General features: G+C 51.0%; 21 protein-coding genes. 10 read left to right on the plus strand and 11 right to left on the minus strand.

All coding sequences use genetic code 11. From position 1 onward, the window contains the following. Positions 1 to 27 precede the first annotated feature (27 nt). A complete protein-coding gene (gene dapF, locus ACTVJH_RS10300; RefSeq protein ID WP_455990063.1) occupies positions 28 to 882 on the plus strand; it encodes a diaminopimelate epimerase in 855 nt (284 codons plus the stop codon). A 190-nt stretch (positions 883 to 1072) separates the two neighbouring features. Next, on the plus strand, positions 1073 to 1951 hold the full coding sequence (gene dapA, locus ACTVJH_RS10305) for a 4-hydroxy-tetrahydrodipicolinate synthase (protein WP_455990065.1): 879 nt from the start codon (positions 1073 to 1075) through the stop codon (positions 1949 to 1951). A 96-nt stretch (positions 1952 to 2047) separates the two neighbouring features. On the opposite strand, the gene ACTVJH_RS10310 is transcribed toward dapA, so the two are convergent. Both ACTVJH_RS10310 and pyrR read right to left on the minus strand, forming a co-directional pair. Then, positions 2048 to 5122, minus strand: a complete 3075-nt coding sequence (locus tag ACTVJH_RS10310; RefSeq protein WP_455990067.1) for a hypothetical protein — start codon at positions 5120 to 5122, stop codon at positions 2048 to 2050. A 264-nt stretch (positions 5123 to 5386) separates the two neighbouring features. Beyond that, a complete protein-coding gene (gene pyrR / locus ACTVJH_RS10315; RefSeq protein WP_455990069.1) occupies positions 5387 to 5929 on the minus strand; it encodes a bifunctional pyr operon transcriptional regulator/uracil phosphoribosyltransferase PyrR in 543 nt (180 codons plus the stop codon). 359 nt (positions 5930 to 6288) lie between these two features. Between pyrR and ACTVJH_RS10320 the strand changes: the two genes are divergently transcribed. Continuing rightward, positions 6289 to 6582: a hypothetical protein gene (locus ACTVJH_RS10320; RefSeq protein ID WP_455990071.1), complete on the plus strand. Its 294-nt coding sequence runs from the start codon at positions 6289 to 6291 to the stop codon at positions 6580 to 6582. A 52-nt stretch (positions 6583 to 6634) separates the two neighbouring features. Here ACTVJH_RS10320 and ACTVJH_RS10325 read toward each other — a convergent pair whose 3' ends face one another. Continuing rightward, positions 6635 to 6931, minus strand: a complete 297-nt coding sequence (locus ACTVJH_RS10325; RefSeq protein WP_455990073.1) for a hypothetical protein — start codon at positions 6929 to 6931, stop codon at positions 6635 to 6637. A 156-nt stretch (positions 6932 to 7087) separates the two neighbouring features. On the opposite strand from ACTVJH_RS10325, the gene ACTVJH_RS10330 reads away from it, so the two are divergent. Further along, positions 7088 to 7609 (plus strand): DUF84 family protein, encoded by a 522-nt coding sequence (locus ACTVJH_RS10330; RefSeq protein WP_455990075.1) that lies wholly within the window; start codon positions 7088 to 7090, stop codon positions 7607 to 7609. A 188-nt stretch (positions 7610 to 7797) separates the two neighbouring features. On the opposite strand, the gene ACTVJH_RS10335 is transcribed toward ACTVJH_RS10330, so the two are convergent. The 6 genes from ACTVJH_RS10335 to thpR all read right to left on the minus strand — a co-directional run bounded on the left by ACTVJH_RS10335 (position 7798) and on the right by thpR (position 12853). After that, a complete protein-coding gene (locus ACTVJH_RS10335) occupies positions 7798 to 8103 on the minus strand; it encodes a hypothetical protein (RefSeq protein WP_455990077.1) in 306 nt (101 codons plus the stop codon). A 181-nt stretch (positions 8104 to 8284) separates the two neighbouring features. Then, positions 8285 to 8971, minus strand: a complete 687-nt coding sequence (locus ACTVJH_RS10340; RefSeq protein ID WP_455990079.1) for a CBS and ACT domain-containing protein — start codon at positions 8969 to 8971, stop codon at positions 8285 to 8287. Positions 8972 to 9066: 95 nt separating this feature from the next. Further along, positions 9067 to 10452, minus strand: coding sequence for an aminopeptidase P family protein (locus tag ACTVJH_RS10345; protein WP_455990081.1), 1386 nt, complete (start codon positions 10450 to 10452; stop codon positions 9067 to 9069). A gap of 17 nt (positions 10453 to 10469) precedes the next feature. Then, entirely contained in the window at positions 10470 to 11630 is a 1161-nt protein-coding gene (locus tag ACTVJH_RS10350) for a DNA polymerase IV (protein ID WP_455990083.1), read from the minus strand. A gap of 195 nt (positions 11631 to 11825) precedes the next feature. Beyond that, a complete protein-coding gene (locus ACTVJH_RS10355) occupies positions 11826 to 12194 on the minus strand; it encodes a CoA-binding protein (RefSeq protein WP_455990085.1) in 369 nt (122 codons plus the stop codon). A 77-nt stretch (positions 12195 to 12271) separates the two neighbouring features. Then, positions 12272 to 12853 carry an RNA 2',3'-cyclic phosphodiesterase gene (thpR, locus tag ACTVJH_RS10360; protein WP_455990087.1) on the minus strand — a complete coding sequence of 194 codons (582 nt, stop codon included), beginning with the start codon at positions 12851 to 12853 and terminating at the stop codon, positions 12272 to 12274. Positions 12854 to 13274: 421 nt separating this feature from the next. Here thpR and ACTVJH_RS10365 point away from each other — a divergent pair, with 421 nt between their 5' ends. Both ACTVJH_RS10365 and dnaA read left to right on the plus strand, forming a co-directional pair. After that, the gene (locus ACTVJH_RS10365; RefSeq protein WP_455990089.1) at positions 13275 to 13463 is read left to right on the plus strand and encodes a hypothetical protein; all 189 of its coding nucleotides are present in this window, start codon (positions 13275 to 13277) and stop codon (positions 13461 to 13463) included. Positions 13464 to 13864: 401 nt separating this feature from the next. Next, entirely contained in the window at positions 13865 to 15220 is a 1356-nt protein-coding gene (gene dnaA / locus ACTVJH_RS10370; RefSeq protein ID WP_455990091.1) for a chromosomal replication initiator protein DnaA, read from the plus strand. A gap of 271 nt (positions 15221 to 15491) precedes the next feature. Here dnaA and ACTVJH_RS10375 read toward each other — a convergent pair whose 3' ends face one another. Together ACTVJH_RS10375 and ACTVJH_RS10380 are read right to left on the minus strand one after the other, a co-directional pair. Next, a complete protein-coding gene (locus ACTVJH_RS10375) occupies positions 15492 to 15962 on the minus strand; it encodes a PilZ domain-containing protein (protein ID WP_455990093.1) in 471 nt (156 codons plus the stop codon). A 150-nt stretch (positions 15963 to 16112) separates the two neighbouring features. Beyond that, positions 16113 to 16817 (minus strand): phosphoribosylanthranilate isomerase, encoded by a 705-nt coding sequence (locus tag ACTVJH_RS10380; protein WP_455990095.1) that lies wholly within the window; start codon positions 16815 to 16817, stop codon positions 16113 to 16115. 339 nt (positions 16818 to 17156) lie between these two features. On the opposite strand from ACTVJH_RS10380, the gene ACTVJH_RS10385 reads away from it, so the two are divergent. The 4 genes from ACTVJH_RS10385 (at position 17157) to ACTVJH_RS10400 (ending at position 22071) form a co-directional block, all read left to right on the plus strand. Then, positions 17157 to 18824 (plus strand): hydantoinase/oxoprolinase N-terminal domain-containing protein, encoded by a 1668-nt coding sequence (locus ACTVJH_RS10385; RefSeq protein WP_455990097.1) that lies wholly within the window; start codon positions 17157 to 17159, stop codon positions 18822 to 18824. A 96-nt stretch (positions 18825 to 18920) separates the two neighbouring features. Next, the gene (locus tag ACTVJH_RS10390; protein WP_455990099.1) at positions 18921 to 19277 is read left to right on the plus strand and encodes a hypothetical protein; all 357 of its coding nucleotides are present in this window, start codon (positions 18921 to 18923) and stop codon (positions 19275 to 19277) included. A 511-nt stretch (positions 19278 to 19788) separates the two neighbouring features. After that, positions 19789 to 21414, plus strand: a complete 1626-nt coding sequence (locus ACTVJH_RS10395; RefSeq protein ID WP_455990101.1) for a DEAD/DEAH box helicase — start codon at positions 19789 to 19791, stop codon at positions 21412 to 21414. Between the two features lie 102 nt (positions 21415 to 21516). Beyond that, a complete protein-coding gene (locus tag ACTVJH_RS10400; RefSeq protein WP_455990103.1) occupies positions 21517 to 22071 on the plus strand; it encodes a hypothetical protein in 555 nt (184 codons plus the stop codon). Positions 22072 to 22178: the final 107 nt, after the last annotated feature.

The raw sequence follows: 22178 nt of genomic DNA on the forward strand, positions 1-22178 counted from the left end.
CCCTTTCTACGCAAAGGAAACACGATTATGATTACTTCTCTTGGCCAGGCCATCCCTTTTTTCAAATTACAGGGCAGTGGCAACGACTTCATACTCATCGACAACCGTTCGCTCCGGCTATCGACGCAGCACATGAATACATGGGCCAAATCACTCTGTACCCGGGCCTTTGGCATCGGTGCCGATGGACTCATTTTTATCGATTCCGCCCCCAAGGACATGGCTGTTGATTACATGTGGCATTTTTATAACGCTGACGGATCGCGGGCAGAGATGTGTGGCAATGGATCGCGATGTGTTGCCCGCCTGGCCTTTGAACTGGGTATTGCCGGAAAAAATCAGGTTTTTTTGACGGATGCTGGTCCTATCCAGGCCCAGTTCATTGAAGAAACCGGACAGATCAAGGTACAGTTGACCAAGGCGGCCGACCTGGAACTCGACATGACGATTTCCAAGGACAATGGAGAGACCATGCAGGTTCATTTTGTGAACACAGGAGTTCCCCATGCGGTTTTGCTGACCAGCAATCTCAAAAAAATCGACGTGAAAAGCCTTGGCAGCTCGATCAGATTCAATCCCAGATTCGCTCCCTTCGGAACCAACGTGAATTTTGTTCAGATCGAAAACAGGGATCACTTGCTGTTGCGCACCTATGAGCGCGGCGTTGAAAATGAAACCTATGCCTGTGGTACCGGAGCCAGCGCATCCGTCTATGTGGCCCACGCCCTGGACAAATGTTCCAAGCATGTGTCCGTAACCACATCTGGCGGAGAAAAGCTTGAGGTTCACCTTGAAAACGATGACATTTTTCTGCAGGGAGATGCGATCATCGTGTATACAGGAAATCTCTATCCCGATTTTTTTGATCTTCCGTGCGAGTAAAACCTCGGACATCGATTATTCACTCATTTCACATGAGTCCGCAGCCACCGATGCTCAAATATCTCAAAGACGCAGTCACCTTTCCGGCTGAACAACAGAAGTACCCGGACAATCTATGACCCCGGCAGCCCGGATCCATCATGCTGTCGAGCTTTATTAATCCTTCAATCAGCATCAACAGGAGGAACCTATGAAATTACAAGGCGCACTGACCGCCCTCGTGACCCCTTTCAAGAACGGTGGAATCGATGAGGAAGCCTACCGAGGCTTCATCGAATGGCAGATCGAATCCGGGATAGACGGGCTGGTACCCTGCGGCACCACGGGTGAATCAGCCACACTGAGCCATGAAGAGCATAAAGAAGTCATTCGCATCTGTATCGATCAGGCCAAAAAAAGGGTTCCTGTTCTTGCAGGCTCCGGTTCGAACAACACCAGGGAAGCAGCAGAACTTACACAATTTGCCAAATCCGCTGGAGCCGACGGGGCGCTCATGATCACCCCCTACTACAACAAACCGACCCAGGATGGAATCATTGCCCATTTCAAGGCCATTGCCGACGAGGTTTCCCTTCCCATGATCGTCTACAATGTGCCGGGACGAACCGGTTCCAACCTTCTGCCTGCAACCCTTGGCCGTATGGTCAAAGAGATCCCCACGGTAGTCGGGATCAAGGAAGCAACCGGCGACATGAAACAGGCCTCCATGATCGTTGAGGAATGCGGCGAAGACTTTACCCTGCTTTCAGGTGATGATTTCACCATACTTCCCTTCCTGGCCCTCGGGGGCAAAGGGGTCATCTCGGTCATCTCAAACATCGAACCCACAAAGACGAGCAAGATGTGTGCTGCGTGCCGGGAAAACGATTGGAACACCGCCAGATCCCTGTTCTATGAGCTGGCTCCCCTGAATCGAACCCTGTTTCTTGAAGCCAATCCCATCCCGGTCAAGACAGCACTTTCCCTTATGGGTAAAATGGAGCCAACCCTGCGGTTGCCCATGACCCCGCTCTCAGCCGAACACCTTGAGATTCTCAAAACTACCCTTAAACGACACGGTCTCGTCTAACGGGTCGTAGACCTTCTCAAATCCCACATCCAAGACATAAAAAAAGGACGTTCAAGCGAACGTCCTTTTTTCGTTTTCATCAAGGAAAATGCCCTGCTACCTGACAAACAGCGCTGAAACAAACCCGATCCGCGCTGTAGATTGTTTCCGGGCCTGTTCGATCTTACAATTCATCCGATTCAGGGATTCAAGATAGTCACCGGAACTGTCCAGATAGAACGCCAGGGGCTTGGAAAAATTCTTGCCCACCAGTCCATCGAGAAAAATCTGACTGATCTCCCGTTTCCGCAAAAGAATTTTCTGCGATCCCACAAAAATACGCCGCTCATCCGGTGACATGTTTTGCATGAGTCGTTTGAGCATACTCCGGGATCGTGGTTGATACATCCAGAAATGCAGAAAATCCAGGGCATGGACACAGAGCAGATTTTCAAGTTCCTTCCCCTGGGTCGAGATGAGACACAAAAATTCCTTGGGAGATTTGAGGACTTCCAGGAGGTCGACCTCCGGGCATTGGAGTTCAAGGCAGGAGAAGGTCTCAAAAAGCTGATTGAGCTTTTCCCGGTAGTCCAGATAGCGCATCCGCATATTGTTCCCGCGATCGGCCAACCCTTCAATGACTCCGGCCACACAATCCGAGGCGGCCTTGGAGATGATCGCAGCCCACAACTGCAAAATCATGGCTACCCCGCCCACCTGGGCAAAGGTCAGTATGCCTCCGACAATCCCGTTAAAGGCCAATGCCAAGGGAATGGACAATATGGATCTGAAAAAATTCGCAAATGCCGCACTCTTGGGCAATCCCCTGAACAGATTGTGGCTGGTTATGTACAATCCATTGGCCAATGCCATGATTGTATAGAGAATGGTCGGACTTGTGGTCGTATTGATGCCAAAGGTCGTGTCCAGCAAAAGGGATTTGACCAGATAATCCAACAGAGGAACGGAAAAACCGGTAAAAAAGAGCGAATCCGTGATTCGATCCCAACTCACATAGCTATTCCAGCGCAGAAGCGGGGAACGTTTGAAGCCTCCTCCTCCCAGTACCGATTGAACAATATTGCGCAGCCCCGTGATTCCGAACCAGATGAAGGCACCGCAATAGGCCAGAAGCCACCAGTCCTTTGTCAGGGCAAAGGTCAAGAAGGCGGGAATAAAACCGACAAGCACCTTGAGAACGTTTTTAAGACCACTATTCAAATATTTAAACGATGTTCGTTTGGTTTTCTCTTTTTGTTCTTCAAGAACCAATCCATTGTTACATTCTTTCTGAATACCGCCAAGAAGGGCAATGTTTCCCTGGGTTCCCGGGTGAAGGGCATAGTCTTGGACCACCCAATCCTTGATGCGGACATATCCCAACTGCCCCCCTCCCGGCAGCATACGCATGACTCTGTAGCTGACATTGGCCAGATGCATGAAACTCGTTTTGGGAATGTAGGTGATACGTTTGTACAGCGTGGCTGTGACCGAGATCCGTTCCCGGCTCCGGGCATCCCTGCCCTTGTCGAGTTTCGGAACGGTTTCCTGGATCACAAGCCCCATGCCATGGAGATGTCGTGAGCGCCCGGTTGAATCACTTCCTATTCTCGATTTGAGGGCCAGATCACGATAATAGGACTGCAGCGTTTCGATATCAAAGAGAATCTCGACCATCTTGACCTTTCTCGCTGTATTGGGGTCTTCCGGCCGACCCGTGGCAACGGTGTCGAGCTTTTCAATAATGGAATGGACAATTCGTTTCAGTTCAATGACATTTCCATGATTGAGAGCGAGCTGTAACTCATTGATAATTTCAAGATCGGGTGATGTTTTTTCTTCGGTGACATCCTTGAGATTGAATATTTCCAGATGGGTGATCATTCCCTTGCAGTCATAGAGAAGCTCGAACACGTCCTCCACTAACAGGTTGGTAAGCTTCAGGGTCGCCTTGTATCCGGAATGGAGATGGGCAAGCATGGTCAAGAGCTCATGGGCCGAAAGCCGGAGCAGGGGAGGAAGATCAGGTGTCTCCCGGTGAACATGAGGATCAGGGACCTCAGGATTGTTTCGTGGAGACAGCCACCGCTCGATGATCAATTCCGAGTCAATACAATTCATCTCGGAGACCAGGGAAAAAATCCTCTGCCGCTCGTCCGTATCGGCCTCCCGGTACACGGCTCGAAGCTCGGCAACCCGCTCGTGCATCAGAGGCATGACAAGGGTATAGATGTATTTGGCCAGATGATAGAGAGAGACCTGACCAATGCCCACAAACTCGAGAAATCCCTCCTTGTCGAGTTTGGGGCAGTCGATCCCGTAAAATGTGGAAATCTCCTTGCGATGACGGGCATTGAATACCTTGAGCAGCTCAAAGGTATACCGCTGTTGGAATTCAAAAACGCCTTGCTGTTCCTTGAAAAACTCCTTGACCGGCATCTTGGAGAAAAAATTGATAAAATCCTGCTGATCAGTGAATCCGCGCGGGGCCCAGACGATCTGGATGTATTTCCCTCTAAAAAGCGCTGGGAGCTCGATGCCGATACGCACCTTGATATCCATGATCGAGGCTGCTTCGAGCAATTCGGTAACCACGTCGGGCTTGACGTAATTGTAGTAAACAACGGTTAGATTCCTGATCCCCTTGATCCAGGCATCCATGATCAGATGGGTGGGCGATTTGCGTCCTTTTGTGTTGAAATCATGAACATGGTGATCAAAGGCCAGCTGATTCCACTCTTCAGGCATCTCCAAAAGATGGTATTTGGCAAGTTCGTTTTTGATAATTCTGGGCTTGCCTGAAGCCGCTGCCCGAAAATCTCTTGCAAGCATAAGTCTGAGTTCGTCGTCTCCCTCGGTCCTGACCAGCTCCTTCATGATCTGCAAAAGAACCCGGGCCGTATTCTTGCGCAGGGTGCTGTGAGCCCTTGAAAGGGCCTCAACATGCAGGGAACGGAGAGCTTCGAGGCGCTGCTTGGCCTGTCCCTTTTGCAGCGACCCCAGAAGATGAATAGCTGCATACGCGATACGCAAACCGCTCGAGGCCGCCATTTCCTTGATCCCATGGGGATGGAGATGCGACCCGAGCAGACTCCGTACCTCCTGCAGCGAGGGATCCCGCTCAAGGACATCGCGTACAATGGCCAAAAGCTGATAATCTCTATTATCGAAAAAATATCGAGAACGGTTCACCACGTCTCCATGCAACATCAGCATACAGCTTCAAAAATTCATACATTCGTAACGAACCCACAGCACTTCGCAGATATCTGGTCGATAGACCCGATCAGCCCCACAGGACGACCCCCTTCAACAACCAGCTTACATGCCGGATCGCATAACAAAACGGCCGACATACACCCGCATCCCACTGCGATCACGAGACGCCCGTTCGCAAGCTCACTCGACCTGGGCCGCCGACTCCGGACAACTGCAATTGGTCGTGCGTAAAACGGCTCAGCGATTCGAGGAACGCACGAGAACCTTGTCCCTGCCGTCGATTTCGCGCACAAGAACATCCACCTGCTCATCCAGGGCAGTGGATATTTTTTTACCGATAAAATCAGCCTGAATAGGCAGTTCTCTATTCCCGCGATCCACAAGAACGAGGAGGCGGACACTCCGGGGACGCCCGAAATCAAGGATGGCCTCCAAGGCGGCCCGGATGGTTCGGCCGGTAAAAAGCACATCATCCACGAGAAGAATATCCTTGTCCTTGATACTCCCGGGAAGGTGGGTGCTGTTTATGGATGGCACACCGCTTCTCGATGTCCAGTCATCCCGGTAAAGGTTGATGTCGAGTTTGCCCATGCCAAATTGCTTTTTGGTCTTTGCTTCCATGATCGCACGCAATCTATCGGCGATTTCAACGCCCCTTCGCTGTATGCCAACGAGCAGAAAATCATTGTCATCGCCCATGCGCTCAAGCACCTCGCAGGCAAGCCGTTCAATGGTCCTTTGCATTTCGTGTTCCGTAACCAATTGTTTTTCTATCCCCATTATTCCTCCAACCCCCTCATAGGTCCAAGATATTGTGAAATCAAGAACATAATTGTGTCAGCGAGGATGACCAATCATTTTCCGATGATGATCACAGTGCGCGACAGTTTGCAATCGCCGCCCGCACACATACTGACCACACACATGGATGTGCCAATTTGTCAAGAAATAGAACCGTCCCATCTATACTATTTCAAGTGGTTGAATGAGCGTATAGTCGCCGCATACCATTACAATACGCAATCAAGGGTTGACGGCGGGTACCCCCGGTGACAAAGAACAACTCACTCAATCCGAAAGGAATCATGAGCCGACGATCAATTCTTTTTTTAAACCCATTCTCAGAATGAGGATACCTCATGTCAGATCAAGAACAACAAACACAGCATCAGGTCATAGCTGCGTTCATGAATACGGAAACAGAGACTCCTTTTGACAGCGATATAAGCAAAGGGCTTTCCGTGGCGGAAAAGCTGCAATCACTTGGATATGGATTCAAACTCAAGGACCTTTGCCCCAAAGACATCGACCATGACAAATGGGCAGCCATCTTCACGGATGAACAGGGTACGATCATCCGTGAAGAACACGAAAATGCCGCAACGGCAATCTGCCGCGCGGCATTTGAAATCCTGTCAACTCCCAGACAGTGAACAGAATCTGCTTGTCCTGCCCCATCCATGTTCGACACTATGTCGTTAAGCCTCAGGCCATTGCAAGACCGGGATCTGCAAGCAGGCTGGCGGCCCTGGCAGGATTAAGAGCTCCGTGAATCCCCAATCCTGCCCCCTTTCGTATCATTGACAGAGTCTCTTTCATGGCCGTTTCCTCCCACTTGAGGGCGGACGGGTCAATGTCCTCAAAGGTATCCGAGAGGGAACGCACCTCAATCTGATCCCTTGAAGGCATATCGCTGGGCTGCTTTTTTTCCAGACGATCGTTCGGGCCATGGCTGGTCGCTGTACCGTTTGTTGCTGTTTGTATGCCTACACTTTGTATCATGATACCTCCCTGTTTTGGAGAATCGTAATACAAGCATTGTTCCACGAACAGTTAATGAAATAATTTCAGATAATTAAAATTCTAGTAGCACCGAGTAAACAGGTTGTTCCCTACATTTTGACGCCCTTTGGGGAAGCCATCTGTCAAGAAAACGACATGAAAATTATCCTCGGCTCCAAAAATCCGATCAAACTCCAGGCGGTTCAAGAGGTTTTCCAAACCATACCCCGCTTCGCAGCTGCCACAATTCGGGCCATCGAAGCAGATTCCGGCGTTTCCGGTCAACCTTGCGGACTTGAGGAAACCATCCGCGGCGCCCAAAATCGTTCCAAAGAGGCTTTCATCCACGGGGATATGGGCATCGGTCTTGAATCCGGAATCATTCCCGTTCCACTGACCCAAACCGGGTACATGAATCTGACCGCCTGCGCCATCTTCGAGGGGAGATTGCTGTATACAGGTCTCGGCCCCGCCTTTGAACTTCCCCAGGAGGTCGCTGACGGGGTTGTCGATCAAGGACTCGAGCTTGATCAGGCAGTTTGCGCAGCAGGCATGTCGGACAATCCACGCATCGGCTATGATCAGGGAATCATCGGCATCATGACCAGAGGACGGATCACCAGGATGGAATACAGCAAACCCGCCGTGCTCATGGCCCTGGCCGGAATGAACCTCTAGTCCATTCCCAAAGAACATTGTCTCGTGCTTCTCCCCTGCCGATCCTTCACCACCACCGCTATCACCTTCCGACCGCCACCGAGCGAGCCGGCATGTCTGAGCACAATCCTTCAACACGAGGCTGTGTGTTCGTAAGGCGAAAAAAGATCCGGTAACCGCCCCGAACGCGTACCCCGTTTTCCCTCTGGTTACATGGTCGAAGAGTACGGGGAGCCGCTTTCCGTGCTGCTGGGAATATCCTTTTCCTCGGCCATGACCCAGAGGGCCATCAGGTGACGCATGTTCAGATCGGCCTGCTTGACGGCCCTCTCATCGGCTCCCTGGCTGGTCATATGTTCGATGGCAAGCATGTAATCCCTGACCAGGGGAAACTCGGCGCAGATTTCACCGAGAAAATCCTCGTAGAGCTCGGGATCGGTTACAAAAAGTTGCTCCATGCGCTGGAGAACATCGGAGAACACATATAATGACAATTGATCCAATGGCTTCGTCAAGACGCTCACACTCCTCGCTGACCGGTTAAAACGGTTGTATCAGAAACAGCCCGCCTGATGCAAGGTCCAGACAAACGGGCTGTGCAGGTTGACTCGTTGAAAATGACGCTCATGGTGCTTTGTGAAAGGCTGGGTATGCCATACTACCGGACACATTCTCGACATACCGCTTGAGGTGGGCCTAGTCAGTGACCTCTACGGCTCGTCCATCCTTAACATAATGGGTAAGGGTGAATTGTTCTTTCAAAAGTTTGGCCAGAGACTCCAGGGAATGATCACCCGTACTCTGAACACGAATGGAGACCCGGCGATTGCCTTTTTCCACATTTTTGTAGGAGGTGAGAACACTGGTGAGTCTGATCTTTTCACCCCGTAGATAACTCAACAAATCAATGACCGCGCCCGGGGTATCCTCGATTTCAAAAATCAGCTGGATACCGTCCATGATGGATCCACCAGAGGTTGCACAGAGATACCTGAGAACATCCACCTCGGTAATGATCCCCACGAGATGATTATCTTTTCCCACTACAGGCAGGGCGCCGATCTTATTCTGCAACAGGATGGCGGCAACGGTTTCCACGGTTTCATCAGGATTCGTGACCAGAGGATCAACGGACATGACATCCTTGACCTTCAGGGTCACCAGATTGGTTTCATGGTTGGGAACCACATCGCCTGGCAGATACTTGGAAGGCATGGCATCACGAATATCCCGATCAGAAACAATCCCCACGAGTGCGGCATCGCCATCGATGACAGGAAACTGGCGAACGTTTGATCGGCGCATGATGTCGCTGGCATCAAGGACCGTTGTATCGACACTGAGGTTGATGCTTCCTTCAGTCATCCAATTCTTTACAAGCATATGAGATTCCTCCTCAAAATATGATAGGCGTCACGGATTTCATCTACGGTTGTTAGGTCGTACATGACAAGCAATGTCCTGCTCCGGCCGAAAAATCAACCCAAAATTTGTTCGAGTTCCCCGATCCCCTTGGGGATTGACTCGCTGAGAATACGGGCCCCTGTCTGTTCAACAAGAACGTCATCCTCGATGCGGATTCCAGTGAATCCTTGCAGGGACTCAAGTTTGTCATATCGGATAAAATCTGCACAGCGTTTCTCGTTTTTCCATCTCTCGATCAAATCGGGGATGACATACACCCCTGGTTCCACAGTGACCACGAACCCAGGTTCGACCCTGCGGGCAAGACGAAGGGAACGCAAGCCGAACCTGGAACTCCTCATGATCGTATCATCATATCCCACGAGATCCTCGCCCAGACTTTCCATGTCATGAACATCAAGGCCAAGCATATGACCGAGTCCATGCACGAAAAAAAGGGCGTGCGCACCGGCTCGGACAGCATCGTCAACGTCACCCTGCATCAGCCCCATTTGCTTGAATCCCTCGACAATCGCCCGAGCGGCCGCATCATGGGCGTGACGGAACAGAACTCCGGGAGCAAGGATGGCAACTGCCTGTTTCTGGGCCTCGAGTACAATGGCATAGATTTCCTTCTGCAAAGAAGAAAAACGCCCTGAAACAGGAAAGGTCCGTGTTATGTCCGAAGCGTATCCCATGGGAGATTCGGCACCCGAATCGATGAGCAGGAGATCGCCGTTTTCCAGCCTATGGTTGGCATCCTGGTTGTGCAGGATATTTCCGCGTGTGGTCACGATACTCGCAAAGGAGGTTCTGCTGCCCCGGATGAGGACTTCGCCTTCGAGAAGGCCCTTGATTTCCTGCTCGGTCCTTCCGGAACAGACATGTTCAAAGACCTTGGCATACATGGCCGAAGAAATATCAAGGGCAGCGCCTATCTCGTCGATTTCCCGGCTCGTCTTGATGCTTCGCTGGGCAATGACCGCCCGGGTCAGTTCTTCCGAGGATTTTTTATAAACATTCTGCACGGAAAAACCGGACAATTTCGCGAGCACCATTCTGGTATCTGGCCGGTAGGGAGGCAAAAAATGGATGTGAATCCCCTTATGGATGAGCTCATTGATATGATCCACCAGTGAAATGATATCCAGGCCCTTGTCCGCCCCGACCTCGTGGGCGAGCTGTTCCAGGCTGGGCTGAGGTCCTGACCAGATAAACGTTTCAGAATCAGGCTGCGGCCCAAAGAGCAGATGCTCCCCGGATCCGACATCCACCATCCCCACAAGACCGGGGATATTGTGCCCGAAATAATAGAGAAAGGAACTGTCCTGCCTGAAGGGAAACACATTATCCGGAGCATTCACCGGCATGGACTCGTGTCCGATAAACAGCAGGATGCCTGACTCCATGGTCGTACATAATTGTTCACGTCGCTGTCTGTATAGAGCTGCCTCAAACATGGATTCCTCTGAAAATATCAATCATGTTTATCGGTTCGGGGATCGAGCAAAGCGGCCGATTGGACCACGGACGCCCCAAAGCGTTGGGCAATGGAATCCATGGCCTCATCGAGTTTGTCGAGCTTGTCTGTCTTGGGATCGTTCAAAAACGGCAGGTGAGGACTTTTGCCGGCAAAATGGGAAACACCCACGCCTATCAAACGAACTTTCTTTGTTATATTCACGCCATGGAGAAGAATCAGTGCCTGTTCACGGATAATCTGGGTTGAATGAGTCGGGGAAGTCAGGGTTCTGCTCCGGGTCAGACCTGTAAAATCAGCAAACTTGATCTTCAGGGTAACGGTTTTCCCCATAACCCCCAATCGACGCAGGTGGGTTCCAACCTCCTGACTTTGGGCCAGAATCCACTTCTTCAAAACCTCTGTATCCGATGTATCTTCGGTCAGAGTGTTTTCGGCGCTACAGGATTTCCTGCCGGTTTGTCCAACAACCTGACCGGAATCTTTTCCCTGGGCCCGGGCATAGAGGACCAGCCCCTGTTTGCCCATTCGTTCTTCCCAAAACTGTTCTGAAAATGAAAGAATTTGAGCAGCGTAGGAGATACCCAGTCGTTCGAGCAAGGGCAGGGTTTTGGGGCCAATTCCAGGAATTTTGGACACGGGAAGTCTTTCAAGAAACAAAGGAACCTGTTCGTGTCCAATGACTGTGATGCCCCGGGGTTTATGCCAGTCCGAGGCGATCTTGGCCAGGAATTTCACCGGGGCGACACCAATGGAACAGGTGAGCTGGCAGGTTGCAAAGATACGATCCTGCATGGCTTTGGCTATTTCTTGGGGTGGTCCAAAAATCCGCTCCGTGCCCGTGATATCCAGATAACATTCATCAATGGAGGCCTTTTCGATAACCGGTGAAAAATCCTCCAACAGATTGAAAATGGTCCGGGAAACCTCTTTGTACCTCTTCATCCTGCCGGGCAGAAAAATCCCCTGGGGACAGAGTCTTCGCGCCATGTACAAGGGCATGGCAGAGCGAACCCCAAAGGCCCGGGCCTCATAGGAACAGGTGGAGGCAACCGCCCGGTCCCCGGTTCCGATGATAACGGGCCGACCCTGCAATGCGGGATTGTCCGCCTGCTCGACCGAGGCAAAAAAGGCGTCCATATCAAGATGCAGAATCATGGCCTCAATCCGCTTCGCCCTTGGTGACCTCTGAGTCCGGAACATGCCACCACAAAAATCCCAAAACAATCACCTCTACGCTCTTCCATAGGAATGTGTACCGAGCACCACGTTCATCGTCTTGCAACCGGATTGACAGTGAACCCGTTGGACCGGTTCCGATCACGATGACCCAAACGACTCAACGGATCAGTCTCAATATTGACCTGTCTTGAGCAGAACCAGGGTACAGGCCTCTTCCCAATCGATTCCCTCTTGTTCAAGTCTGGCCTTGAGCGGTTCGCATTCTGCGCCGGGGTTGAAGATGACCCTTTTGGGCTGCAAGGCAATAATCGCATCCTGCATCGCTTCGCTCCGTTGGGGAGCAACATACAGGGTAACCGTGTGAACCTTCTGATCGACATCCCCGAGTTGCCGTCTGGTGGGCACACCATCGATCTCGTCCAGTGCGGGATGCACTGGAATAACCGTATGTCCATACTCCTTGAGCATATGCAACGCCTTGTTCGAATATCGTTCTTTCTTCGGACTGGCACCTACTACCAGGGTTGTCTTATTTTCCACATCCACCTCCATCGCGTTGAGATATGGTACATTTCCTGATCGATGCACTCGTTGGGAAAGGTGTACTCGTTCCTGACCTACAAACAGCCTCGGCTATCTGCCAGGGAAAAGGTCTCAAGAACATGGTGCACAGCTTTTTCTGGCCCAAGAGCGCTTTCCCAGAGGGTGAAATCATCTACAATGAACTGCGGCCATTTCTGCTTGTCGATTGCCCGGCGTACGAGTTCCCAAGGAGCAGAACCCGACTTTCTGATCCTCCCCAGGGTCAGATGGGGAGTAATAGCCGGTGCTGCTGTGATATAACCGGACCGTACCATCCGGTCACCGATCGTTGCGGCCAGTTTTCCGGTCTCCTGGGAACCAGTGGCACAACCTGCCCAAATCACTCGAAAAGGTGGATTTCTGGGAAAAAAACCACCACCCCCTGCACAGAGTTGATACGGCTTACTTCTAATCCCTGCAAGCGAATCAATCAGTGCTTTTAACCGCACACCCTCAATCTGGCCAAGAAAGCACAGGGTCACATGAACCTGCGGGGGTGGTACCCAGCCTATCCCGGAACAACCAAGAGATTGCAAGCTCTGCTGCAACCGAGCGACAATCCTTGCATACTCTTGGGGCAAGGAAATACCCACAAACAGACGTCTTGCCGATATCATGTCAAACTCTCTTACCACATATCACGTGGAGTTTTCTCCTTTGTCGGGGTCAACAAAACCACCAATTGGCAGGCGATTCCGGAACGAGCAGCACGGGTCATCCATGAAAAGAGCGGGAAAAATCCCTGAAAGCTATTGTTCTCGCCACTGATTAGGGGTAGAGAATCTGTAATTATTCAGTCCCTGTTCAGGTCGAAATCGAGCTGTTCGAAAAGTCGATATTCAAGGCTACATTTGAGCAGCAAACAGTACGCTGCAGGAATCAATGGGTTAAGAAATCAATGAGATTGACGACGCGCATTCCGGTTGCATACATTTTTCTGAATTTTTGGAAACCCCACCTGAATGATTACAGTATGCATTGAGACTATTGCCGACCATCCTTATCTCAATCCACATTATATTTTTTCACGGAGGACCAATGGAAGAATACCTACTCAAACGCATGGACGACTATTTTGATTCAGGGTTCGGAAAAACCACCGGTATCGATCATGCCCTGGCCATTACCAAAATCTATGCGGGTTCGGCATCCGCAGATCCTGAAAAAATACCCCGTCTTTTCGAGGAACTTGTGAAATTGTTCGAGCCACGGGAGGAACACCCATAATACCTCAAGAACGGTCAGGGACTTTTGACCACCCAGACCGCTGAACATCTCATGAATCGCACGGTCCGGGGGATTTTATCGCATCCAAGGTAGTGGATACCCATCTTCCCCCGGACCCTTTTCACAAAAAAATATAGAAAAATAAAGCAAACTCAAGAAAATTAAAGACCAACATGTGGATAAATTTCCAACATGGTGTGGAAAAAAAAATTATTGCCACTCGTAACCCACAGTATACAGGGCTTTAGAGGATTGTGTCATTTTTGCGCCATTCATGCGGGATACCAAAAATAGTTAATAAAGAAAAACAGTTAACTTGTAAAAAAAAAAATCACCAAGTTCAGACAGTAAAGAGTAATTCGATTTGCCGGGATAATGGTTTGCCCATAAAGACACTCCTTATGTTGAACAATTCATGGACAGCCATACAAACAAATCTCCAGAACCGCCTCAACCCGGGCATATATCAAGTCTGGATTAAGCCGTTGTCAGCCGAATGCAGCTCTCAAGCAATTCGTCTGACAGCTCCCAATTCCTTTGTGGCGTCCTGGGTAAGAGACAGACTTCTCGAAACAATTCGTCAGGCAGCCGAAGAAACTCTCGATTTTGTTCCAGAAATTTCCATCCAAGGGCAAAGCTCCCCAAAAAAGGGAGCCAACACCCCCCGGCCCGTGGAAAATTCACCCAAAAAAGTTCATGAATCCCGCATCAGTCTTCCCATCCTCCCCCAGACAAAAATGCACACGGAGTATGCGTGGAGATTCTCCTTTGATGATTTTGTTGTAGGCCAGAGCAATGAAATGGCATTTATGGCCTCACATAATTTCGCCACCCAGACGTTTGCCTCAGACCAGCTCTTCCTGAGTTCAGGCCCCGGACTCGGCAAGACCCATCTCATTCAGGCTATTGGACAATCCGTGGCCAAGACCTCCAACCGCGATAGTGTCAAAACCATCTATCTGACAGCCGAGGAATTCGCCAATCAGATGGTCCATGCACTCAAATCCCGGACCATCGATCAGTTCAAGGCGCTTTACAGGGATCACACGGACATCCTTCTTTTGGAAGATATCAACTTCCTGCAGGGCAAGGAAAAAATGCAGGACGAATTGCTTGCAACCATCAAGTCTCTGCAATCGCATGGAAAAAAAATAGTCCTGACCTCTTCCTGTCTGCCCAAGGAGCTTGATCGGATCAATCCCGACCTTTCGTCGCGATTCTGCCAGGGGTTCATCAGCACTATCGAACCACCTGATTTCGAAACGCGTGCCCGGATCATCAGGGCAAAATCCAGGAGCCATCGCATTTCCATTCCCGTGGATGTCGAAGAGCTCCTTGCCTACAAACTCAGCTCGGATGTTCGACAACTGGAAAGCTGCCTGCAAAATCTGATTCTCAAGGCCCGCTTGCTCAGACAGGATATCTGCAAGGAAATGGCCCTACAGATTCTTGAAAACTACGACTGTGACATAAATGAATTGGATTTGCAGCAGATTGTTTCCTTCATCTGCAAGGCCTATGATCTCTCCAGCCAGGAACTGGCCTCGCGAAGCCGCAAGAAAAAAAATGTCCTGGCCAGAAACACAGCTTTTTTTCTTGCCCGCAAATACACGGATCTCTCCCTTGAAGCTATCGGGAAACAATTCAACAGAAGACACTCGACCGTTCTCAAGGGAATCAACTATGTCCAGCGTGAGATGGCCAACAAAACCCACATCGGCATGCAGCTCGAACGAACCGTCAGCAGAATGAACTAATGCGGCCAAGCCGCAGTTTTAATTTTTAGGTTTTAAGTTTTAAGTTCAAGCGGTTATAAAATTTTCTTGTTTTTTATGGCAGACTTTCACGAGTAAGGTACTCATCGCAATTCCGCTGCTTCGTTGGCTCATTGTATTTCTTCCTTCCCAGAAAACGTTTGCCCCGTCTTCCATGCCACGACTGTGGACGCATGCAAGACGGGGCAACTTTTTTGAACAATAAGGACACGAAAGATCTCGATCTCACATGCCCAAGCCCTGCTGATTCGATCTACATGAGATGTCGCTGGACCGATTGGCAACTCGGTGAATCAGGTTGCAGAAATCTGGCACCCACAATCAGGTTTTCGCCGGCCTCTGCAATATTCTTGATTTCACACTTCAAAGAAACCGGTCTGGGTTCATCGGGCAAGGTAAACAGAATATTAAAATCCTTCTCCACTTCCTCTTCGATGCGTTGACCAAGATCCTTGGGCATATTGATGCGTACCCCTCCGAATGATATATTTGTGATCGTTCCCCCCTCGATAATCTTGCCATTCCCGTTTCCTGCACGGATAATCACCGGCAACGTGTCCTTTTTTCTGGGATATCCTCGGCGATCAGCGGGTTTGGCCACAGGAAAACCAGCCATTTTCTGGTAAAGAATGACCTCGATCATGGCTGAAAGAGAACGTTTCTCGTCCTTGGCCCTACGTTTGAGTGCTTCACGCAATTTTCCGTTGGTACGAAATGAAATCATGACATCTTTGCCCATACATCCCCCAGGGTTGAACTGCTAACAGTGTACGTTAAGATGAACACCCGATTATCATACAATTGGTAGAAAAACGTATGACATTCATTAGCATCTTCTGATCAAAAAAGACAACACTTCTAGCAAACTCGGAATTCATGTACAGCCACACTGTAGTTTTTTACTCCTGAACCCTACCATGGATTGCTCCACAAACCGGGCAACCAAGGCGGGATCTTTTATCCCAAAATCATCTTCCACACCGGTATGCGCATCCACTCCATGAGGTCTTACAAAATCGATGCCTAAACGTACATTTTCCGGTGTCAGCCCTCCAGCCAAAATGACGGGAAGGGAACTGATTTCGACTATTTTTCTACTTATATTCCAATCATGTACTCTACCAGTAGCCCCCGTGGCACCGGTTGAAAAATCATAGGTATCCGTTAAAAAAGCATCCACAAAAGGGGCATACGCATGGACCAGATCACACATTTCACTCAGGGATCTGTCCCCAATTATCAGACTTTTGATGATCGACAAATCCGGTTTCAGAGATCGTAATGCAATCACTTCTTTACGCGAAACCCTACCATGAAGTTGCACAAACCCTACCTTGAGGTACCCACTCAAAGCGATGATTTCTGCGGCCGTTTGCAGGTAGGTAATCAGGACGGGAATAACATTTTTTGGCAAGTGTGCGATGACCGAGCGCGTTGCGGGCGCGTCCATGTCCTCCTTGTGAACATCGAGGCACAAGGGAAATCCTATGTGGGTTACCCCGGCATGGGCCAGCACCATGGCCTCTTCAAGAGTATGCACTCCGGCAATCTGTATCATATATTCTTTTTTTATAGTCATTTAAAGCTCACCTGTGTGAAAAAGCGCCCTTTACCCAAGGTGAGGCGGCACGGGTCGTGACGCATTGCCGACCAGCGACAATCAAAACGTCATAACCAGGATGGACGCCACACCGAGCCAGGCAGGACTCGTTGGGACCGCGGTTCGCCTCGCCGCAGCATATCCCGCCGAGCAGAACCAGGTTCGTCTGTGCGGTACCTTCATCCCTGCAGCCTCGATCCATCTCTCCCGGACACGCTTCCAGTTTTTCCGTGACTGCCAAGAACACAATGGCTACATTAGATCCCGCGTTGTGTGAACCAATCAACCCCATTACCTTTCAAAGTGAATCCTTCTGTCATGAATAAATCATCCAGCATCATTGGCGTGGACGCCGGCGGAACCTATACCGACGCGGTCATCATGGACCGCGCAACCCGAACGGTCAGAGCAAGCGTCAAGGTGCCCACGACCCATGCCAACCCGGGTATCGGCATTGTCCAGGGCATCAGACAACTTCTTGAACAGAGCACCATACCTGTGGAAACCATTGCTCGCACCGTCATCTCCACCACCCTGGCCACCAATGCCCTGGTGGAGGGCAAAGGTGCGGAGGTGGGGCTTTTCGTGATCGGCTTCAACCAGCGAATCGATGTTCCTGCAGAGGAGATGCGTTACATCCCCGGCGGACACAAGGCAAAAGGGATAGAGAAGGAACCCCTGGGCATCGAATATCTCTATGACGGGATCGGGGCCATGAAGGGTTATGTCCAGGCCTACGGCATTGCATCCCTGATGAGTTTTGCCGATCCCTCCCACGAACTTGTTGCAGCCAAGGCCCTGTCCCTACTGGACGACAAACCCGTATTCTGCTCCCACCAGGCATCCACACGACCGGGCATGAAGGAAAGGGCCACAACAGCCCTCCTCAATGCCAAACTCCTCCCGGTCATGCAGACCTTTGTCCACGGGGTCACCGCCTCCCTGGAGGAACTGGGTATTCAAGGAGACGTGCGCATGGTCTGCGGGGATTGCACGGAGATCGAACTTTCCCAGGCCATCCGACAATCCGCCTCCACCTTTGCCAGCGGTCCTGCGGCCACGGCTTGGTTTGGTTCCCACATCACGGCAGCCGATACGGTCCTGGTGGTGGATATGGGGGGAACCACAACGGACATCACCCTTGTGGAAAACGGCAAACCCGTCATGGACACCACCGGGATGACCATCGGCGGATGGCAGACCCATGTCCAGGCGGTGGAAATGTTCACCGTCGGAGCAGGCGGCGACAGCCTGGTCACCCCCCTTCGAAACCATGCCCACGCATTGGGCCCGTCACGAGTTATCCCTCTGTGCCAGGTGGAGAACCATATCCGCGAACAGGATGTGGGTCTGCTCGATGCGGCCATTGGCCGGCTCGGTCCCGACCTGCAATCCAGTCTGATCTTTGCGGTTCCCGACACGAACGCAAGGCCACAAAGCCCCATTGTGGACTGGCTCATGAAAAACGGACCGGCTACTCCCAAAACAATCAAAGACCGCCTTGGTATGAGTGAGATCGGCGTGGAAAAGGAAGTGGGAAAACTCCTCACGACCCAATCGATCATCCAGGCCGGATTCACGCCCACCGATGCCCTGCACTGTCTGGGGAAAATCTGCATCGGCAACCGTGCATATGCCAGGCAAGGGGCTCACATACTGGGTAAAACCCACAACAAGGATGCCTCCTCCTTTTCCGACTATGTTCTCTCCCTGGCAGAAGAAAAAATCGCCTCGACCATCCTGGAATATGTAGCCGGCCGGGAGGTCAACCAGGGACTCAACTCATTTTTACACACAAAAAACGAGAATTCCCTCCTGGACATCACCGTCAGGATCAAGGCGTCGATCATCGGCATAGGGGCATGTTCTCCCTTTGTACTTCCCCGGGTGGCCGACCGACTCGGGACCACGGTGTCTTTCCCTGAAAGTTACGATGTCGGCAATGCGGTCGGTGCAGCATGGCTCGGCCTGGACAGTCTGGACTGAAGCAAAGGATGTGAGGACCAATCGCTGCATTGCAAACACAGGAACACGCCTCAATAGTTCCGCATATTTTTTTGAACAGTTCATCATGGAGAAATCATGAAATTCAAGAAACAATGTTTTACAGCGGCCATGGAAGTGGCCAGCGAGAGTGAAGCGTGCACGGTCGTTCATGGCTGGCTTCCCGGTGAAGAGGGCTGGTTTGTCCACGCCTGGGTCGAAATCCCTGCCGGCGAGGGAGAAATAGGCATCTACGACCTGACCCTTTCCAACGAGCCCTTTTCCAAAGAGGCTTATTACGAGCGGACCCAAGCGACCGATGAACGGTCCAAACGATATGAACGGGTAGTCTTTTTTACACAAATCGCTGAAACCGGAGGTTTCGGTCCCTTTGACAAGGAATTTTTCTTCGCCGAAACAAGCGCAAAAGATCCCCTTACCCTCGTCACGGGCTGAACCATCCAGCAAGGCAGATCTGTTCCCCGTTTAAAATGATATGGCCCGGTCGCACCATGTGGAACGGCCTGACTGTCTGACCGAACCAGGCATCGGTTATCACCCCGGTGCCCGATTTCCTGCCGGAACGTCCCGCGTGTCGTGAGTAACGGCATGATGGTACGCAGTCGACCAGGGAGTTTCATACAGCCCAGAACAGGGCAAACCAGCCAGAAAATCGAATCGGCCCTGAAGCCCCTGGCTTTTACTTGACGCGCATTGACCATCCATGTATATATATTGTTATCAAGTTTGTTGGAATCAATCCGGTGTCCGGGCTCCAAACGGACACCGGATTTTTTTGATTTCCATGCACAACTCTGCAAACGAGCAGGCACCCGTTTTTCGAAACCTGCTTCCGTTCTCATCACTTCATCCGCGAATCCTTGATCTTTCCTGAAAATGATTCCGGTTATATATAACCTAACATTTCGGAATAGCAAGCATTCCCCACAAAAGGTATCTCCCACATATGCGTCCTACAGAACGATTCCAGGCACTCGGTCTTTCCGACAACACCATTACCGCCCTTATCAACAAGGGATTTGAAGAGCCCACCCCCATTCAGGAAAAAACCATCCCCCTGCTCCTTGCGGGCACCAGGGATCTCATAGGTCAGGCTCAGACAGGAACGGGCAAAACCGCAGCCTTTGGTCTGCCGATCATAGAAAAGGCCGTTGAAAATCTCGGCGTTGTCCAGGCCATTGTGCTCACCCCCACCCGGGAACTGGCCATCCAGGTGGCCGAAGAGATCAATTCCCTCAAGGGCAGAAAAAAAATCCGGGTCATGCCGGTTTATGGTGGTCAGGCCATCACCCATCAGCTCAGGGGATTTCGCCAGGGTGTGGATATCGTGGTGGGAACCCCCGGTCGGATTCTGGATCATATCAAACGCAAGACCCTTCGCCTTGACGCCATCTCCCATTTTGTTCTCGACGAAGCCGACGAGATGCTCAACATGGGCTTTATCGATGATATCGAAACGATCCTCAAGGCCACCAATACGGACAAGACCACCCTGCTCTTCTCCGCGACCATGCCCCGGGAAATCCTGAACATTGCCAAGAGATACATGCGGGAATATGATGTGGTCTCTGTACGCAAACAGGAAATGACCACGGAACTGACCGACCAGATCTATTTCGAGGTCAATGAAAGTGACAAATTCGAGGCATTGTGTCGGATCATCGACATGGCGGAAGAATTTTACGGGATCGTCTTTTGCCGGACCAAAAACGATGTGGACCAGACCGCTGGACGGCTCATGGATCGCGGGTACGATGCCGAGGGGTTGCACGGAGATATTTCCCAGGTTCAGCGGGAAAAAATCCTGAACAAATTCAAGAAACACCATATCAACATCCTGGTGGCCACGGATGTGGCCGCCCGGGGCATCGACATCAACGACCTGACCCATGTCATCAATTACGCCCTTCCCCAGGACCCGGAGTCCTATGTACACCGCATTGGACGTACAGGGCGTGCCGGCAAGGAAGGGACCGCCATCACCTTTATTACACCGGCCCAGTCCAAACGGCTCCTGCTCATCCAGCGGGTGACCAAGAGCACGATCCGCAAGGAACGTCTGCCCAAGGTCGAGGATATCATAAAAAACAAAAAGAACCGGATCGTCTCTTTGCTCAAGGAGGGTATCGAGTCGGGGATCAAGGACCATTTCCGAGAGATGGCCGCAGAACTTATCGAAGATACCCCCGAGGAAGACGTCCTGGCCGCAGTTTTGCAGCATGCCTTCAAGGATGAACTCGATGAATCCAGTTACCATGAAATCCGCGACGTTCTGGTGGACAAGAAGGGCAAAACTCGTCTTTTTGTCGCCCAGGGTAGAGCAAACGGGATGACGCCCCAAAAAATGGTCAATATGATTCACCAGGAAACCGGGGTATGGAAAAATGCCATTCAGGAGGTTCAGATCCTGGATACCTTTTCTTTCATCACCGTTCCCTTCCGTGAGGCGGGAGTCATCCTCGAAGTGTTCAAAAAACAGGGACGGGGGAAAAAACCCCTGGTGGTCAAGGCCAAACCACCGAAACAACGGGGCAAGCATCCCTTTTGCAACCGAAAGTTCCAATCCTCGTAAGCTGTTGGCCACTTTTCATCCGTTTTTTCAGAAACTGTACAAATCCATCAATTGGAAGTATATTTATATTTGTTACCAACCACTTCATTCAATGAGGATATCATGCTCGATCCAAAGAATTGCATTGTCTACAGCGGCGGAGCTCAAGGGGCCGAAGCATCCTTCGGCATCATGGCCGAAAAATACGGTCTCCAGGAAGTCAATTTCTCCTTTGAAGGTCATAAGATAGCCCGGGAACGCGGTCGTCGGATTCTCACGTCCGAAGAACTTGCCAAAAAGGACGTCAGCCTCTCCTATGTCTCCAAACTCATGAACCGCGATTATTCACGGGCCCCTATTTTTCGCAAGGTCCTTCAGTCCATCTGCTGGCAGATCGCAAGCGGACATGAAATCTATGTCGTTGGAACCATCCAGGAAGACGGGACTGTCAAGGGCGGAACCGGTTGGGGAGCGGAATACGCCAAGATCTGCAACAAGCCGCTCTTCGTGTTTGGGCAGAAAAAAAATGCCTGGTTCAAATGGGCCAAGAATGCCTGGCTCGCGGCCGAACCTCCGGTCATCAGCCATCACCATATCTCCTGCACGGGAACACGATTTCTCGAGGCAAACGGCAAGCAGGCCATCGAGGATCTTTTTGTCCGTTCTTTTGGCAAATAAAGCAGCAGGTCAAATTCTGTTGGCCACCAAAAAAGGCAGACGCGCATTGCGTCTGCCTTTTTTGGTGGCCAACAGAAAATCGAAAAACAAAATGCACACCATCCCGA

The organism is Desulfoplanes sp. PS50, from assembly GCF_053851535.1.

Coding starts and splice junctions, on each gene's coding strand:
- dapF (WP_455990063.1), top strand. CDS start 28: ATGATTACTTCTCTTGGCCAGGCCATCCCTTTTTTCAAATTACAGGGC.
- dapA (WP_455990065.1), top strand. CDS start 1,073: ATGAAATTACAAGGCGCACTGACCGCCCTCGTGACCCCTTTCAAGAAC.
- pyrR (WP_455990069.1), bottom strand. CDS start 5,929: ATGGGGATAGAAAAACAATTGGTTACGGAACACGAAATGCAAAGGACC.
- ACTVJH_RS10320 (WP_455990071.1), top strand. CDS start 6,289: ATGTCAGATCAAGAACAACAAACACAGCATCAGGTCATAGCTGCGTTC.
- ACTVJH_RS10325 (WP_455990073.1), bottom strand. CDS start 6,931: ATGATACAAAGTGTAGGCATACAAACAGCAACAAACGGTACAGCGACC.
- ACTVJH_RS10330 (WP_455990075.1), top strand. CDS start 7,088: ATGAAAATTATCCTCGGCTCCAAAAATCCGATCAAACTCCAGGCGGTT.
- ACTVJH_RS10340 (WP_455990079.1), bottom strand. CDS start 8,971: ATGCTTGTAAAGAATTGGATGACTGAAGGAAGCATCAACCTCAGTGTC.
- ACTVJH_RS10345 (WP_455990081.1), bottom strand. CDS start 10,452: ATGTTTGAGGCAGCTCTATACAGACAGCGACGTGAACAATTATGTACG.
- ACTVJH_RS10350 (WP_455990083.1), bottom strand. CDS start 11,630: ATGATTCTGCATCTTGATATGGACGCCTTTTTTGCCTCGGTCGAGCAG.
- thpR (WP_455990087.1), bottom strand. CDS start 12,853: ATGATATCGGCAAGACGTCTGTTTGTGGGTATTTCCTTGCCCCAAGAG.
- ACTVJH_RS10365 (WP_455990089.1), top strand. CDS start 13,275: ATGGAAGAATACCTACTCAAACGCATGGACGACTATTTTGATTCAGGG.
- dnaA (WP_455990091.1), top strand. CDS start 13,865: ATGTTGAACAATTCATGGACAGCCATACAAACAAATCTCCAGAACCGC.
- ACTVJH_RS10375 (WP_455990093.1), bottom strand. CDS start 15,962: ATGATTTCATTTCGTACCAACGGAAAATTGCGTGAAGCACTCAAACGT.
- ACTVJH_RS10380 (WP_455990095.1), bottom strand. CDS start 16,817: ATGACTATAAAAAAAGAATATATGATACAGATTGCCGGAGTGCATACT.
- ACTVJH_RS10385 (WP_455990097.1), top strand. CDS start 17,157: ATGAATAAATCATCCAGCATCATTGGCGTGGACGCCGGCGGAACCTAT.
- ACTVJH_RS10390 (WP_455990099.1), top strand. CDS start 18,921: ATGAAATTCAAGAAACAATGTTTTACAGCGGCCATGGAAGTGGCCAGC.
- ACTVJH_RS10395 (WP_455990101.1), top strand. CDS start 19,789: ATGCGTCCTACAGAACGATTCCAGGCACTCGGTCTTTCCGACAACACC.
- ACTVJH_RS10400 (WP_455990103.1), top strand. CDS start 21,517: ATGCTCGATCCAAAGAATTGCATTGTCTACAGCGGCGGAGCTCAAGGG.